General features: G+C 59.8%; 11 protein-coding genes. 6 read left to right on the top strand and 5 right to left on the bottom strand.

What is annotated here, in order from left to right; genetic code table 11:
* Positions 1 to 159 precede the first annotated feature (159 nt).
* From D8U73_RS20755 to tpx, 5 genes are all read right to left on the bottom strand, one after another.
* A complete protein-coding gene (locus D8U73_RS20755) occupies positions 160 to 1,638 on the bottom strand; it encodes an efflux transporter outer membrane subunit (RefSeq protein WP_130905637.1) in 1,479 nt (492 codons plus the stop codon).
* Positions 1,635 to 4,742 (bottom strand): efflux RND transporter permease subunit, encoded by a 3,108-nt coding sequence (locus D8U73_RS20760; RefSeq protein ID WP_130905638.1) that lies wholly within the window; start codon positions 4,740 to 4,742, stop codon positions 1,635 to 1,637. Before D8U73_RS20760 ends, D8U73_RS20755 begins: the two co-directional genes overlap by 4 nt.
* Positions 4,739 to 7,843, bottom strand: a complete 3,105-nt coding sequence (locus D8U73_RS20765) for an MdtB/MuxB family multidrug efflux RND transporter permease subunit (protein ID WP_130905639.1) — start codon at positions 7,841 to 7,843, stop codon at positions 4,739 to 4,741. The genes D8U73_RS20760 and D8U73_RS20765 overlap by 4 nt, the downstream gene beginning before the upstream one ends.
* Positions 7,840 to 9,156, bottom strand: a complete 1,317-nt coding sequence (locus D8U73_RS20770; RefSeq protein ID WP_130905640.1) for an MdtA/MuxA family multidrug efflux RND transporter periplasmic adaptor subunit — start codon at positions 9,154 to 9,156, stop codon at positions 7,840 to 7,842. The genes D8U73_RS20765 and D8U73_RS20770 overlap by 4 nt, the downstream gene beginning before the upstream one ends.
* A gap of 371 nt (positions 9,157 to 9,527) precedes the next feature.
* Positions 9,528 to 10,028: a thiol peroxidase gene (gene tpx / locus D8U73_RS20775; protein ID WP_056855499.1), complete on the bottom strand. Its 501-nt coding sequence runs from the start codon at positions 10,026 to 10,028 to the stop codon at positions 9,528 to 9,530.
* 360 nt (positions 10,029 to 10,388) lie between these two features.
* Between tpx and D8U73_RS20780 the strand changes: the two genes are divergently transcribed.
* The 6 genes from D8U73_RS20780 to D8U73_RS20805 all read left to right on the top strand — a co-directional run bounded on the left by D8U73_RS20780 (position 10,389) and on the right by D8U73_RS20805 (position 16,495).
* On the top strand, positions 10,389 to 10,814 hold the full coding sequence (locus tag D8U73_RS20780) for a YciI family protein (protein ID WP_130905641.1): 426 nt from the start codon (positions 10,389 to 10,391) through the stop codon (positions 10,812 to 10,814).
* 459 nt (positions 10,815 to 11,273) lie between these two features.
* The gene (locus D8U73_RS20785; protein ID WP_130905642.1) at positions 11,274 to 11,552 is read left to right on the top strand and encodes a DUF6124 family protein; all 279 of its coding nucleotides are present in this window, start codon (positions 11,274 to 11,276) and stop codon (positions 11,550 to 11,552) included.
* Positions 11,553 to 11,850: 298 nt separating this feature from the next.
* The gene (locus tag D8U73_RS20790) at positions 11,851 to 12,642 is read left to right on the top strand and encodes a hypothetical protein (RefSeq protein WP_056855502.1); all 792 of its coding nucleotides are present in this window, start codon (positions 11,851 to 11,853) and stop codon (positions 12,640 to 12,642) included.
* Between the two features lie 10 nt (positions 12,643 to 12,652).
* Complete coding sequence (locus D8U73_RS20795; RefSeq protein ID WP_130905643.1) at positions 12,653 to 14,104, top strand: DUF1254 domain-containing protein; 1,452 nt, start codon at positions 12,653 to 12,655, stop codon at positions 14,102 to 14,104.
* 27 nt (positions 14,105 to 14,131) lie between these two features.
* The gene (locus D8U73_RS20800; protein WP_056855503.1) at positions 14,132 to 15,538 is read left to right on the top strand and encodes a DUF1254 domain-containing protein; all 1,407 of its coding nucleotides are present in this window, start codon (positions 14,132 to 14,134) and stop codon (positions 15,536 to 15,538) included.
* Between the two features lie 12 nt (positions 15,539 to 15,550).
* Positions 15,551 to 16,495, top strand: a complete 945-nt coding sequence (locus tag D8U73_RS20805) for a transporter (protein ID WP_130905644.1) — start codon at positions 15,551 to 15,553, stop codon at positions 16,493 to 16,495.
* Positions 16,496 to 16,498: the final 3 nt, after the last annotated feature.

Here is a 16,498-nt window from a genome sequence, read left to right on the forward strand (position 1 = left end):
TTCTCGGGGGCGCAAAAAGGGCGATTGTACTGATTCCAAATGAGAACGCACTCACAAAATTAGCAAAAGGCCATCAAGGCGATGAAACGCTTGTTTGATCCTAAGTAAGCGCTCTGAATCGGTGGATTCGAACGCTGGATTCCCCCCCCCCTGCTGTTCCTACAGATTCTGCGGTGACACCTGCCCGTCCCAGCCGCCGCCCAGTGCAGCAATCAACTGCACGCTGGCGATCAAGCGGCTCTGCAACAAATCCAGGTTACTGCGCTCATTATTCAAGGCCGCCGCTTGCACCACGACCACATCGAGATAAGCGATCACACCGGCCTTGTACTGATTCTGGGTCAAGCGCAACGACTCGCGCGCGGCATCCAGCGCCTGTTGCCGCACGACGGCCTCATCCTGCAATACCTTGAGCTGGACCAGATAGTTTTCCACTTCACGAAAGCCATCGAGCACGGTCTGGCGGTACTTGGCCACGGTTTCGTCGTAGGCGGCTTCACTGCGGTCCACTTCAGCAGAGCGTTGCCCGCCATCGAACAACGTCATGGCCAGTTGCGGCCCCACCGACCAGAAGCGGTTCGGTACGCTGAACAGATCTTTGGAAGTACTACTGCTGTAGCCGCCGTTCAGACTCAGGGTCAGGTCCGGGTAGTACGCCGCCTTCGCCACGCCGATGTTGGCGTTGGCGGCGATCACCGAGCGCTCGGCCGAAGCAATGTCGGGGCGCCGCTCCAGCAGTTGCGAAGGCAGGCTCAGTGGCACCTCGGGCAGCGCCGGGATGTTGGGGGTTTCTGCCAGGCTGAACTCTGCTGGCGGCAAGCCGACCAGCACGGCAATGGCGTTTTCGAACTGGGCACGCTGCCAGATCAGATCGACCATGTCCGCTTCGGTGCCCTTGAGCTGGGTCTGCGCCTGCGCCACCGCATCCTTGCCGGAAACACCGGCACGGTATTGGTTTTCGGTCATTTTAAGAGAGCGTCGATAGGCCTCGACCGTGGCTTCCAGCAGACGCTTTTGCTCGTCGATCACCCGCAATTGCAAATAGTTCTGCACCAGCTCCGATTGCTGGCTCAAGCGCATCGCCGCCAGGTCGGCAAAGCTCGCCTGGGCATTGGCCGTGTCGGCTTCGAGACCACGGCGCAGTTTGCCCCAGACGTCCGCTTCCCAACTCACCCCGGCCTGAGCGGTGTAGGTGTCACGAATACCGCTGGAAGAACTGGTCAGGCTGGAACTGCTGCTGCCGGTGCCCTGGCTGGAGCGGTTTTTGCCCAGCGACAGGTCAACCGTTGGAAAAAACGCGCCCCGGGCGCTGCGCACCAATGCCTGGGCCTGGCGATACTGGGCTTCGGATTGCGCGACAGTCTGGTTGGAGCTGTTGAGTTTCTCGATCAGGCCATTGAGCTGCTGATCGCCATACAACTCCCACCACGCACCGCGAGCCAGGGAATCGCTCGGACTGGCCTGACGCCAGCCTGCCGCTTCCTTGTACTGCGCAGGTTCGGCGGTTTGCGGGCGCTGGTAATCCGGACCGATGGCGCAGGCGCTGAGCAGGGCCGCGCACAGCGACAGGCCCAACAATCGCGAGCCTCGGGCGGTGATCAGCGGTGTAGCCAGGTTGAACAGCGAACGGTCAGTCATAGCGGAGTTTCCAGAGCAGCATCGGTACGCACCCCACGCCAGTGGTTGAAGCGATGGCGCAGTTTGTCGAGATAGAGGTAAACCACCGGGGTGGTGTAAAGGGTCAGCACCTGGCTGAAGATCAGCCCGCCGATAATGGTCAGACCCAGCGGCTGACGCATTTCCGCGCCTTCGGCACGCCCCAGCAGCAACGGCAATGCACCGAGGATCGCGGCCAGCGTCGTCATCAGAATCGGCCGCAAACGTTGCAGGCAGGCGTTGCGAATCGACTCCAGCGGCGCCATGCCCTGATGCCGTTCCAGTTGCAGCGCCAGGTCGATCATCAGAATCGCGTTCTTTTTCACCACGCCGATCAGCAGGAACAGGCCCAGCAAGGAAATCAGGCTGAACTCGCCACCCAGCGCGTAGATCGACAGCAATGCGCCGACACCCGCCGACGGCAACGTAGAGAGAATCGTCAACGGGTGGATATAGCTTTCATACAGCACGCCAAGGACCAGATACACCGCCACCAGCGCGCCGAGGATCATCCACGGTTGGCTTTTCTGGGTGGCGGCAAAGGCATCGGCGGTACCGGCCATTTTCGCGATCACATCTTCAGGCAAACCCACCGAGGCAATCGCCCGCTCGATGGCGGCGCTGCCCTGCTCCACGGTTACGCCTTCGGCCATGTCGAAGGCGATGCTTTCCGAAGCGAACTGGCCTTCATGGCTGACCCGATCGTCTTCCAGGCTGTTTTCATAGCGAGCGATGGTCGACAGCGGGATCCGTGCGCCATCGGCGGTAATCACCTGCACCTGATTGAGGGTTATAGGATCCTGGGCGTATTTCGGGTTGACCTCCATCACGACCCGATATTGGTTCAGGCTGTCGTAGATGGTGGAAATCTGCCGCTGGCTGTAGGCGTTATTGAGCACCGCCGTGACCATGTCCATGTCCACACCCAGGCGCTTGGCCTGGTCACGATCGACAATCAACGTCACTTGCTGCGCACCCCGGCCTTCGCGGGCGTCAATCGCGGTCAGCTGCGGCAGCGCTTTAAGCGCGGTGACGACTTTCGGATACCACTCGCGCAGCGAGCCCAGATCGCCACTTTGCAGGATGTAGGAATATTGCGACGAGGATTGCTCGCGGCCACCACCGAATTGCAGGTCCTGGTCGGCCATCAGCATCAGTTGTGCGCCGGGCACCTTGGGCATTTCCTTGCGCAGGCGTTCGATGACCTTTTGTGCGGAGATCCCGCGTTCCTTGATCGGTTTGAGGCGCACCAGCATGAAGGCGTTGTTGGTACCGTTCGAGCCCCCGATGAAGCCCGCCACGCTTTCGACCGCCTCGTCCTTCAACACCTCGCGGCGGAAAGTTTCCATTTTCGGCTGCATCACCGAGAACGAAAGGCCATCGTCGCCGCGCACGAAACCGATCAGCTGGCCGGTATCCTGCTGCGGCATAAATGTTTTTGGAACAACCACATACAACGCGATGTTCACGCCAATTGTCACAAACAGGCTAAGCAACGTCAGGCGTCGATGACGCAGCACCCAGTCCAGGCTGGTCGCGTATTTGCCGACCATCCACTCGTTCGCCCGCTGGCTCCAGCGTTGCAGTCGGTTTTCCTGGCCCGGCGTATGCGGCTTCAACCAACGCGCGCAGAGCATCGGCGTCAAGGTCAGGGAAACGATCAGCGACACCACGATGGACGCCGCCAGCGTGATGGAGAATTCGCGGAACAGGCTTTCGACAATCCCGCCCATGAACAGGATCGACAGGAACACCGCCACCAGCGATACGTTCATCGACAGCAAGGTGAAGCCGACTTCCTGCGCGCCCAGGTACGCCGCTTTCATGGGGCGAATGCCGGCGTCGATGTGCCGGGAAATGTTCTCCAGCACTACGATGGCATCGTCAACCACCAGGCCGGTGGCCAGAATCAGTGCCATCAACGACAGGTTGTTCAGGGAAAACCCGTACAGGTACATCACGGCAAACGTACCGACCAGCGACACCGGCACCGCCAGCGTCGGAATCAGCGAAGCGCGGAAATTGCCGAGAAACAGGAACACCACCAGAATCACCAGAGCCACGGCGATCAGCAGGGTCATTTCCGCTTCGTGCAGGGTGGCCTTGATCACCGGTGAACGGTCCATGGCCAGGTTCAGTTTGACACTGGCCGGCAGCACCGCCTGCAAAGCCGGCAACTGGGCCTTGATCTCGTTGACCGTCTCGATGATGTTGGCGCCAGCCTGGCGGTTGATCACCAGCAGCACCGCCGCGTCATTGTTGAAAAAACCGCTGTTGTAGCGGTCCTCGACGCCGTCGCTGACCTTGGCCACATCCTTCAGGCGCAAGGCTGCACCGTCCGCGTAGTGGATGATCAGCGATTCGTAATCCTTGGCCTTCTCCAATTGGTCGTTGGCCTGCACCTGCCACAGGCGCTGGGCATCTTCCACCGAGCCCTTGGGCCGGCGTACGTTGGCATCGGCGATGGTTTTACGTACATCGTCCAGCGCGACGCCGTACTGGTTGAGCGCCTGGGGTTCGAGTTCGATACGCACGGCCGGCAGGGAACTGCCGCCGATCTGCACTTCACCCACGCCCTGTACCTGGGACAGGCTCTGGGACAGGATGGTGGAAGCCAGGTCGTACAACTGGCCCTTTTCCAGTACATCAGAGGTCAGCGACAGCACCATGATCGGCGCCTGGGACGGGTTGACCTTCTTGTACGTCGGCATGCTGCGCATGCCGCTGGGCAACAGGTTGCGCGAAGCATTGATCGCCGCTTGCACTTCCCGCGCCGCGCCATTGATGTCGCGATCGAGATCGAATTGCAGGATCACCCGGGTCGAGCCCTGACTGGAGCGACTGCTCATGGTGTTGACCCCGGCGATGGCGCCGAAGGAACGCTCCAGCGGCGTGGCCACGGTCGACGCCATGACCTCCGGGCTCGCGCCAGGCAAACTGGCCTGAACCACGATCACCGGAAAGTCCATTTGCGGCAACGGCGACACTGGCAGAAGGCCGAAACTCACACCGCCCAGCAGCATGATCGCCAGGCTCAGCAACATGGTCGCCACCGGGCGCTTGATGAAAGGACCGGAGAGGTTCATGGCTGCTCTACCGCGTCCGCAGGCTCAGGCTTGCGCCCCCAGCGCCGGCCAAGACGGTCGAAATACAGGTAGATCACCGGCGTGGTGAACAGCGTCAGAACCTGGCTCAGCAACAAACCACCCACCATCACCAGACCCAACGGCTGGCGCAGTTCTGCGCCGGAACCGGTGGCCAGCATCAACGGCACGGCACCAAACAACGCCGCCAACGTGGTCATCAGGATCGGCCGGAACCGCAACAGCGCCGCCTGATAAATCGCTGTCTGCGGGTCCATGCCCTGATTGCGTTCGGCATCGAGGGCAAAGTCGATCATCATGATCGCGTTCTTCTTGACGATACCGATCAGCAAAATGATGCCAATGATCGCGATCATCCCCAGGTCATTGCCGCTCAGGATCAAAGCCAGCAAGGCGCCGACCGCCGCCGAGGGCAAGGTCGAGAGAATGGTGATCGGGTGGATGTAGCTCTCGTAGAGTACGCCCAGCACGATGTACATGGTCACCACCGCCGCCAGGATCAGCAGCAAAGTACTCGACAGCGAAGCCTGGAACGCCTCGGCAGCGCCCTGGAACTGGGTCTGCACACCGATCGGCATGCCGATGTCCTTTTGCACCTGCTCGATGATCTCCACCGCATGCCCCAACGCCACGCCGGGCGCGAGGTTGAACGACATCATCACCGCCGGGAACTGGCCAATGTGGGTAATCGCCAGTTGCGCCTGGCGCTCTTCGATGCGCGCCAGACTGGACAAGCGCACCTGCCCGCCATCGGTGGTCTTGACGTGGATCTGGTCCAGCGCCTGCGGGCCGATTTTCTCGCCGGATTGCGATTGCAGCACCACCCGATACTGGCTGGCCTGGGTGTAGATCGTGGAAATCTGCCGCTGACCGAAGGCGTCATACAGCGCATCGGTGATGTTCGACACCGACACGCCGAGCCGCGACGCCGCATCACGGTCGATCACCAGATAGACCTGCAAGCCCTTGTCCTGCAAATCGCTGGCGACATCAGTCAGTTCAGGCTGTTGTGCCAACGCCTCCACCAGACGCCCACTCCACAGGCTGAGCAGTTCGGAGTCCGGCGAGGACATGCTGAACTGGTACTGCGTGCGGCTGACCCGGTCCTCGATGGTCAGGTCCTGTACCGGCTGCATGAACAGGCGGATGCCCACCAGTTTGTCCAGTTCCGGTTGCAGGCGCGCAATCACTTCAGTGGCGCTCAGGTCGCGGTCACTGTGGGATTTGAGGTTGATCAGCAAGCGGCCACTGTTGAGTGTCGAGTTGTCGCCATCCACCCCTATGTAGGACGACAGGCTCTCGACCGCCGGATCCGCGAGGATGACCTTGGCCAGCGCTTGCTGACGCTCACTCATCGCCGCGAAGGAAATCGACTGCGGCGCCTCGGAAATGCCCTGGATCACCCCGGTGTCCTGCACCGGGAAAAAGCCCTTGGGCACCACCATGTACAGAAACACAGTCAGCGCCAAGGTACCGATGGCCACCATCAGCGTCAGCGGCTGGTGCTTGAGCACCCACTGCAACTTGCGCCCGTACGCCGCGATCATCCAGTCGATGAACGCGCCGCTGGTCCGGTAGAAACGACCCTGTTCCTGTTCCTTGGGCTCGCGCTTGAGCAGGCGCGCGCACATCATCGGCGTCAGGGTCAGGGACACCACAAGCGAAATCAGGATGGCGACCGCCAGGGTAATGGCGAACTCGCGGAACAGGCGCCCTACCACATCGGCCATGAACAGCAGCGGAATCAGTACGGCGATCAGCGACAGGGTCAGGGAAATCAGGGTGAAGCCGATCTGTTTTGCGCCCTTGAGCGCGGCGTTCAGTGGGCTGTCGCCCTCCTCGATAAACCGGGAAATGTTCTCCAGCATGACGATCGCATCGTCCACCACAAAACCGGTGGCGATGGTCAGGGCCATCAGGGTCAGGTTATTGACCGAGAACCCCGCCAGGTACATCACGCCGAAGGTGCCGATCAGCGACAGCGGCACGGCCACCGACGGAATGATCGTCGCACTGGCCCGGCGCAGGAACAGGAACGTGACCATGACCACCAACGCAATGGCGATCAGCAGTTCGTGTTGCACGTCCTTGACCGAGGCACGGATGGTCTGGGTGCGGTCGGTGAGCACCACCACATCGAGACCAGCCGGCAGGTTGTCGGTGATGCTCGGCAGCAAGGCCTTGATCCGGTCGACCACTTCGATGACGTTGGCTCCGGGCTGGCGCTGGATGTTCAACAGCACCGCCTGGTTTTCGTTGGCCCACGCGGCCAGACGCTCGTTTTCGGCACCGTCGACGATTTCCGCCACGTCCTTGAGGCGCAGGGGCGCACCGTTGGCGTAAGCGAGGATCAGGTTGGCGTAGTCCTTGGGCGAGGTCAGTTGATCGTTTGCATCAAGCATCGACACCCGGGTCGGGCCGTCGAAGTTGCCCTTGGGCTGGTTGACGTTGGAGGCACCGATCAACGTGCGCACGTCGGACAGGTTCAGGCCGTTGGCGGCGAGCGCCTCGGGGTTGACCTTGATTCGCACAGCCTGACGCTGGCCACCGGCAATGCTGACCATGCCGACGCCACTGATCTGGGCAATCTTTTGCGCCATGCGGGTGTCGACCAGGTCATTGAGCTTTGGCAACAGCATGGTCTTGGACGTGATGGCCAGGGTCAGCACCGGCGTATCGGCCGGGTTGACCTTGTTGTACACCGGCGGCGCCGGCAGGTCCGAGGGCAGCAGATTGGTGGCGGCGTTGATAGCCGCTTGCACCTGCTGCTCGGCCACGTCCATGTTGATGTCGAGGCTGAACCGCAAGGTCAGGACCGACGCACCGCCAGAACTGGTGGAAGCCATTTGCGTCAGACCGGGCATTTGCCCGAACTGGCGTTCAAGGGGCGCAGTCACGGCGCTGGTCATGACATCCGGGCTGGCGCCGGGATAAAGCGTCATGACCCGAATGGTCGGGTAGTCGACCTGGGGCAAGGCCGACACGGGCAGCAACCGATAGGCGATCACACCGGCCAGAATAATGGCCAGCATGCTCAGGGTCGTCGCTACCGGACGAAGGATGAACAGCCGCGAGAGATTCATGCGCCGTCCTTTTTCGCCTTGTCGGCTGGTGCCGGTTCAGTCGTGGTAGCCGCGGATTTGCCCTGTAGATGGCCGGCTGGGCTGGTCGGCACTTGCTGCGGATCGTTGACCACTTCCACATCGCTGCCGTCCTTCAAGCGATCAGTGCCTTCCAGCACCACGCGATCACCGGCGGCCAGGCCTTCGGTGACAACGGTGTTCTCACCGTCGCTGGCACCGATCTTCAGTTGACGAATCTTGACCTTCTTGTCGCCGTCCAGGGCATAGACGAACGTGCCGTTGGTGCCGAACTGAATCGCCGCCGAAGGTGCGAGCACCACGCCTTTGAGGGTGTCGGCCAGCAGGCGCACATTGACGAACTGGTTGGGAAACAGCGCCTGGTCACGGTTGTCGTAACGCGCCTTGAACTTCAGGGTGCCGGTGGTGACATCGATCTGGTTGTCCAGGCTCTGCAACACGCCGGTGGCCTGCAATTTAGTGTCGCCGCGATCCCAGGCTTCGGCTGGCAATTTTGCGCCACTGCGATAGCGCGCCAGCACTACATCGAGGCTGTTCTCCGGCAAGGTGAATGCCACGCTGATCGGTTGCGTCTGGGTGATGATCGCCAGCGCCGTGGTGTCATTGGCCGCTACCAGGTTACCGACATCGAGCTGACGCAAACCGACGCGCCCGGCGATGGGCGCCCGGATCCGGGTGAATTCGAGATTGAGCTTGGCGTCGTTGACTGCCGCCTGATTGGTCTTGACCGTGCCCTGGTACTGGCCGACCAGTGCTTCGGCGGTGTCCAGAGTCTGCTTGGCGATGCTGTCTTCGCGATAAAGGCCGCGATAGCGCTCGACGTCGACCTGGGCGTTCTTCAGTTGCGCCTGATTCTGCAGCAAGGTGCCTTCGGCCTGGAGCAGCGCGTTCTGGTAAGGACGCGGATCAATCTCGGCCAGCAGATCGCCGGCCTTGACCATCTGCCCTTCCTCGAAATGGATCTTGACCAGCTCACCGCCCACGCGGCTGCGCACATTGATCGTGTTCAGCGCGGTGACCGTGCCCAGCGCCTTGTAATACAGCGGGAAGTCACCGGTGACCGCCGGCGCCACACGCACCGGAACGGGCCCGGACGCCCCGCCGAACCCCGGACGCATACCGCCCGAACGGCCTGTGTGTCCGGCCACGGCTTTCTGCCCCGCCCCCTCTTTGGGCGCAGTACTGCCGGGCCAGAATTTCCAGCACAGGCCAGCGATGACCAGCAGGACAAGCAGGCCGAACAGCCAGCGACGAGGACTACGGGAAGCAGAGGATTGCATTGAATGATCAACCATTGGGCGCGTGGGCTTGTTTTACATGAGGCTGAACGATAAGCACTGGCGGGGATTAAGCAAAGTGCCTTTACCGGCAATTTACCTTCGGCTTACGTAACAGAAGATTTATCCAAGACACTGAAACACAAATGAAAACGGCCTGGACAGAGGGGTAATGCTATTCAGTTAAGGACGAACACTGCACCTGTGGCGAGGGAGCTTGCTCCCGCTGGAGCGCGAAGCGGCCCCAAAAATGGGACTGCTAAGCGGTCCAGCGGGACGATGCGGCGCTCCGGCAAGCTCCCCCTCCACAGGTTACTGATTACTCGCTCTATCTCTTAACTGAACAGCATTGTGGAGATTAGGAGGCGTTAAACTTTGTAAAGGTATGCTTATTTCAGGGCAGCGAGCGCTGCTTCGTAGTTCGGCTCTTCAGCGATTTCCTTGACCAGTTCGCTGTGCAGCACGTTGTCATTCTCGTCCAGAACCACCACGGCACGGGCAGTCAGGCCTTTCAGTGGGCCGTCAGCGATGGCCACGCCGTAGTTTTCGATGAACTCGGCACCGCGCAGGGTCGACAGGTTCTGGACGTTTTCCAGGCCTTCGGCACCGCAGAAACGCGCCTGGGCGAATGGCAGGTCGGCGGAGATGCACAACACCACGGTGTTGGCGACATCGTTGGCCTGGGCGTTGAACTTGCGCACGGACGTGGCGCAGGTCGGGGTGTCGACGCTTGGGAAGATGTTCAGCACTTTGCGCTTGCCGGCAAAGTCTTTCAGGGTGACGTCGGACAGATTGCCGGCAACCAGAGAAAAGGCTGGCGCCTTGGAACCGGCTTGAGGCAGTTGGCCGTTGACTTGAACCGGGTTGCCTTTAAGAGTGACTTGAGCCATGAACGGAGTCCTTCTGAACGTTGTGGTAGAGAATTTTGAAGAGGTCGAAGTTAACCACGAAATGGCCCGGTGACCTACCCCGGATACAAATCGTGAAGTATTGCTTTGCCAGTCACCACCAAACCCTGTGGGAGCCGGGCTTGCCCGAAATGACGGCCGTACATTCAACACCGCTGTGACCGGCCGATTGCTATCGCTGGCAAGCCAGCTCCCACAGGGAATCGCGGTGTTACATAAATAATCGCTACGCATCGCAATGCCGCGCCTAAGGTTCTTTCAGTTTTTTTGGACGCGCTGTCGATTTGCGTCCTCACCATTCGACCATTAAGCGAATCGTTCAAATCATGCGGAGAAACCACCATGCGCTTCATGATCATCATCAAAGCCAGCCAGGATTCCGAAGCCGGCATCATGCCCAGCACCGAACTGCTGACCGCCATGGGCAACTACAACGAAGAACTGGCCAAGGCCGGAATCCTCCTCGCTGGCGAAGGCCTGCATCCGAGCAGCAAAGGCGCCCGCGTGCGCTTCGCGGGTGATAAACGCACGGTCATCGACGGCCCCTTTGCCGAAACCAAGGAACTGATCGCCGGTTTCTGGCTATGGCAGGTGAAATCAAAAGAAGAGGCAGTCGAATGGATCAAGCGCTGCCCCAACCCAATGCCCGGCACCGAATCGGAAATCGAGATTCGCCAGGTATTTGAAATGGAGGATTTCGGTGCAGAGCTGACGCCGGAATTGCGGGAGCAGGAAGAGCGGGCGTTTGGCAAGGGCAAGCAGTCCTGAGCCATTTTCAAGTGAGTTGCCATGATGCGCTGGCATGATCACGTCCCGAGTGGACGTGATCTCCGACGGGCTCTACCTCTGCTAAACCGCTTACTTTTGCTCAGCGTCAGTGAGCGTGATGTTTTGCATCAAAATGCCAGCTTCCGGGAGGCTACAGCGCCTTGCGGCATTGCCTACAACTACGCCAGAATCCGCCGGCTTGTGCGTCCCAGAGGCCGTCGGTAACTTGATTGGCGTCGCTGATTGTCAGTGACCGGGTTTAGTAGCCCGGCTTGTTGCTAACGGTTGCATGAGTGTCATCTGGTCAGGTATTCACCTGTATTTGATGGCGGCTGTGCGCATGGCATCTTCGGGTGCACCGGGTTTGGCAACGTACCGGTCTACTAACTTGCGCATAGCTGCCACCCTTTCGTTTAGTAGCGAGATGGTTGCGCCCCCTACTTTTAGAGGTACGTTGCCATGACCAAATCGAGCTCAACTCCACCGGACACCGATCCAGACACCTCCAGCCAATCTCCCCACCAACCCAGCAACATCTTCCTCATCGCCCCCGACATCGACAATCAAACCCTGCTGGCATATGCCTGTGAATCGCTGGCCTCGGCGAATGTCATGGCCAGTGATTTCGCCAGATATCTGCAAGGCTCGCAGAGCAATACGCTGCTGGGGATTCAGCAATCGATCATGCTCGGGGAGCTGGCAGTCAACCGGGTGCTGGACAACCTCGACCCGCCCTGATTCACACTGAACTACAACGTCCGTGAAACCCGCCGTTTGTTTCATTACAGACTGCGGGTTTTCTAGTTCCAGCAACCCCGCCCGCCTTCAACCCACTGATTTTTATTAACTTTTTAGTACACAAGAAAATCAAAAAACTTGTACAAAAAACTAAATAGTTAACACTTTTGGCTGGATTTCCCTCATATTGCTGCTACCTTCAAGGACGTGTCCTACGGGCTTGAAGGAAAGGGATTACGCAGTAACGGCCATCAAGTGCCGAGTCATCCAAGTGAGCCACCAGGGAGCCGGGGGAATCATGTCAAACACATTGGGGAAGCACGCCTTTCTTTTGGCGTTTTCGTTCGTGCCTTTTATTTACGCGCACGCGGATGACGCCGAGACCGCCAACAAAAGCAACAACCCCCTGAACATCGCACCGGGGATGAGTCTGCAGGACTATTACACCCCGAAGTTTTACGACTCCAATATCCACACCAACGATCTGTTGGTGCGTGGCACGCTGCCGATTGCGCCCAACGACTTCATCGGTGTCCCGCAGTTGATACGTGCCACTGCGCCGATCAGCACTCGCCCCGACCCCAGCAGCGGCTACAGCACCGGTGAGGGCGACCTCAACCTGTTCGATATCTTTCTGCTCAAGACCGAGGGTGTGCAATTGGGTGTTGGCCCGATGATCACCGCGCCCACCGCCGATCAGGACGAGCTCGGCACCGGCAAATGGCAAGGTGGTCTGGCCGCCGTCGCCATCGATTCCTCGCCCCGGGGCCTTTTGGGTGCGCTGGTGCAATACCAGAGCTCTTTCGCAGGTGACAGCGACCGGCCCCACGTCGAAAGCGCAACCTTGCAGCCTTTCATCATTCACAACCTGGAAAAAGGCTGGTACCTGCGTTCAACCGGTACCTGGACCTTCGACCTGAAAAACGACACCCACTACATCCCACTCGGTTTGGGTGGCGGCAAAGTCTGGAAGTCCGGTTCCAATATCCTCAACGCGTTCATCGAGCCGCAGTGGACCGTCGATCACAAAGGTGATGGCCTGCCGAAATTCACGCTGTACGCCGGCCTCAATGTCACGTTCGGCAAATAGGGATTTTTATATGCACATTGCACTTCGCGCCGCCGGTTTCAGCCTGATGACCATGTTCGTCAGTTGTGGGGTCGGTGCGCAGGAGCTGGACACGCGAATCGGCAAGATCAGCATGGAAGGCGAGCTGCCGGCCCACGACTCCGTCGCCAAACTGTACGCTGAACTGGATTTCCAGCAGGCCACCCAGAGTTACCTGTGGGCCTTACCACTGGTGTCTTACGCGCAATGGCAGGCAGAGTTTCGCGACAAACTCGGCGCCCACAGTGGCGACCTGATGGTACTCAACAGCTACGAAGACAAGCTCGGTGTGATCACCGCCAATGCCACCACGCCGTATATCCTGGGCTTTGTCGATTTGAATGAAACCGGGCCGCTGGTCATTGAATTGCCGTCAGGCCCAACGGCGGGCGGCATCGGTGATTTCTGGCAGCGGGCGATCATCGACATGGGCCAGACCGGCCCGGATAAAGGCAAGGGCGGCAAATACCTGGTGCTGCCACCGGGCGCCGAGCCGCCGGCCGATGCTGGCAAGTATTACCTGGCCAAATCGGAAACCATGAACGTGCTGGTGGGTTTTCGTGTGCTCGATCCGGACCCGGCCAAGGGCAAGGCACTGGTCGAACAATTCAAGATGTACCCCTACGCCCAACGTGCCGAGCCGACCAAGACCAAACTGCTCACTCCCGGCGGCAAAGCCTGGTCCGGCACCCAGCCACGCGGCCTGGCGTATTGGCAGCGCCTGCACCAGATCATCCAGAAAGAACCGGTCAACGAACGCGACCGCTTTTACATGGCCATGCTCGCCAGCCTCGGCATCGAGAAAGACAAGCCGTTCAACCCCAATGACAACCAGCGCAAGGCACTTGAGCAAGGGGCACAGGTCGGTGAGCTGATCGCCAAGGCCAACACCTTCGCCAAGCGTTTCCCGGATGCACAGTACTGGCCTGATCGGCAATGGGACACGGTGCTGAACATCGCCGAGCCATCGCAACGCGTGGCCTATTACGACCAGCTGTGGGAACGCAGTGCGTGGTTCTACGAAGCGGTCACCAATACCAAAGGCATGGTCTCGAAAACCCCGGGCCTCGGTCAGACCTACCTGGGCGCCTACACCGACGCCAAGGGTGAATGGCTCGACGGCGGGAAAAACTATCGCCTGCACGTCGGCGCCAATCCTCCGGCCAAGCAATTCTGGTCGATGACCGTGTACGACATCGACAGTCGCTGCCTGATCGACAATCCGCAGCGCAAGGCCGACCTCTCCTCGCGCCAGGACCTGAAGAAAAACGCCGATGGGTCCGTCGACCTGTACTTCGGCCCGACCGCACCAAAAGGCTTCGAGAATAATTGGGTACAAACCCTGCCGGGCAAGCACTGGTTCAGTTACTTCCGTCTGTACGCGCCGACCGAGGCCTATTTCGACAAAAGCTGGAAACTCGACGACATCACAAACGTGGAATAACGCCCGCGATTGCAACAAGGACGCATGATGAATCAACGTAACGTGCTGTTGACCGTAGTGACCCTGGCGCTGAGCACCAGTGCCTGGGCCGAGTTCACAGCCACCCCGGAACAAGCAAGAGGCATCGCCAAGGAAGCCTATTTATACGGTTTCCCGGTGGTGGAGATGTACAAGACGCTCTACACCCAGGCCGTAGACGAGACGAGCGCGAACTACAAGGCACCGTTCAATCAGATCGGCAACACCGCCAAGGCCTTTACCGCCAAGGACACCGCGTTCGTCACGCCAAATGCTGACACGCCCTACTCCTTCGTGTGGATGGACTTGCGCGCAGAACCGCTGGTACTGACGCTTCCGCCCGTCGAAGAGCACCGTTATTACTCCGTGCAGCTGATTGACGCCTATACGCAAAACTTCGCCTACCTGGGCACCCGCAGCACTGGCAATAACGGTGGCCATTTCATGATCGCCGGCCCCGACTGGCAGGGTAAGCAACCGTTGAACATCGATCGGCTGCTGCGCAGTGAAAGCAACATCGCCTACGCGCTGTATCGCACCCAGCTGTTCGACGACGCGGACTTGGCCAAGGTCAAGCAGATCCAGAAGGGTTACAAGGTCGAAACCCTGAGTCATTACGACAAGCACAAGGCGCCGCCGGCCCCGGCGAAAATCGCCTGGCCCAAACCCGCGCCGACCATGAGCGACACCCCGGACCTGTTCCGCTACCTGAATTTCATGCTGGCCTTCACCCCGCCCCAGGACGTTGAAAAGGATCTTCTTGCACGTTTCAAAACCATTGGCATCGAAGCCGGCAAACCATTCGACCTGAGCAAACTGAGCGCCGATCAACGCCAGGCCCTGGAAGATGGCATCGCTGACGCGAAAGCAGAGTTCGCCCAATTCAAGAAAAGCAGAGTCGATACCCACGAAGTCACCAGCGGCGATTTTTTTGGCACCCGCGACCACCTCAAGGGCAACTACCTGTACCGCTACGCGGGCGCCAACATGGGGATATTCGGCAATTCCGCTGAAGAGGCGAATTACATCGGTTACTTCGTCGACAAGGACAACCACCCTGTCGATGCCTCGAAGCACGACTACACCTTGCATTTCGATAAAGGTGCCCTGCCCCCGGCCGACGCTTTCTGGTCGCTGACGATGTACGACGGCAGGAACAAACTGCTGGTGGCCAATCCGCTCAATCGCTACCTGATCAACTCGCGCATGCTGCCGGACCTCAAGCTCGACGCGGACGGCGGCCTGACCCTTTACATACAAAACAAGGCACCGGCCAAAGAGCTGGAAAGCAACTGGCTGCCAGCACCGAACGGCCCGTTCTATGGCGTATTGCGCCTCTACTTGCCGAAACCGGAAGTCAACAGCGGCCAATGGAAAATGCCGTTGCTGACACCCGTCAACCAACAAGATCAATAAGCGGAGTCAGTGATGATCAAGCCCTGTGTTGTGCGCCCATTGTTGGCGCTGTGCATGATCGGCGGCAGTCCGCTGGTGTTGGCCGTTGAAGGCGGCGTCGGCCGGCCGATCACCGGGCAGCAGGTTTTTTCCAATGCCGGGATCGTGCCGCCCGAACCGGGCTGGGTCATGTCGCTGACCAGCATCTGGTATGACGGCGATCTCAAGGGCAACACCCAAGTGCCGATTGTCGGCGCGTTGAGTACCGGGCTGGACATGAAGGTTTCCTACACCATGGCCAACTTCACCCATGTCTGGGATACCGGCAAGGGACGCTGGAACTACGCCTCGGCCATCGGCGTGCCCGTGCAGTACACCGACGTCACCGCCAACATCACAGGTCCTCGCGGCAGAACCCTGGGGACAGAAGACACAGGCACCCAGTTTGCCGACATGCTGGTGACACCGATCGCCGCCGGCTATCACTTCGACGAGGTCAACCACATCTCGTTCTCGCTGCCGATCTACTTGCCGACCGGCGCCTATAACGACGACCGCTTGGCCAACCCCGGGCAGAACACCTACACCTTCATGCCTACCGTGGCGTTCACTCATCTGGATGGCAAAGGTGGCGAGTTTACGCTGTCCAGCGGTCTGGAGTTCTACAGCGAAAACGACGCCACGGATTACCAGAACGGCGATCTATTCACCTTCGACGCGCTCTGGACCCACGGCTTCGGCAATGGCTGGGCTGCCGGTGTGGCCGCCGGTTACATCCAGCAGATCAACGACGATAGCGGCAGCGCCACCAGCGGTTTTCGCGGGCGCTCGGTGGGCGCCGGTCCTGTCGTGGGCTGGACCGGCAAGTTTGCCGACGCCGAAGCCAACCTGAGCCTGCGCTGGGTGCCGGAGTTCGACACCAAGAACCGGCCGGAAGGCAATGGCATCGCCGTCAACATGACACTGGCATTTTTCTAGGAG

This window comes from Pseudomonas sp. Sample_22, assembly GCF_004307635.1.
Lineage (GTDB): Bacteria > Pseudomonadota > Gammaproteobacteria > Pseudomonadales > Pseudomonadaceae > Aquipseudomonas.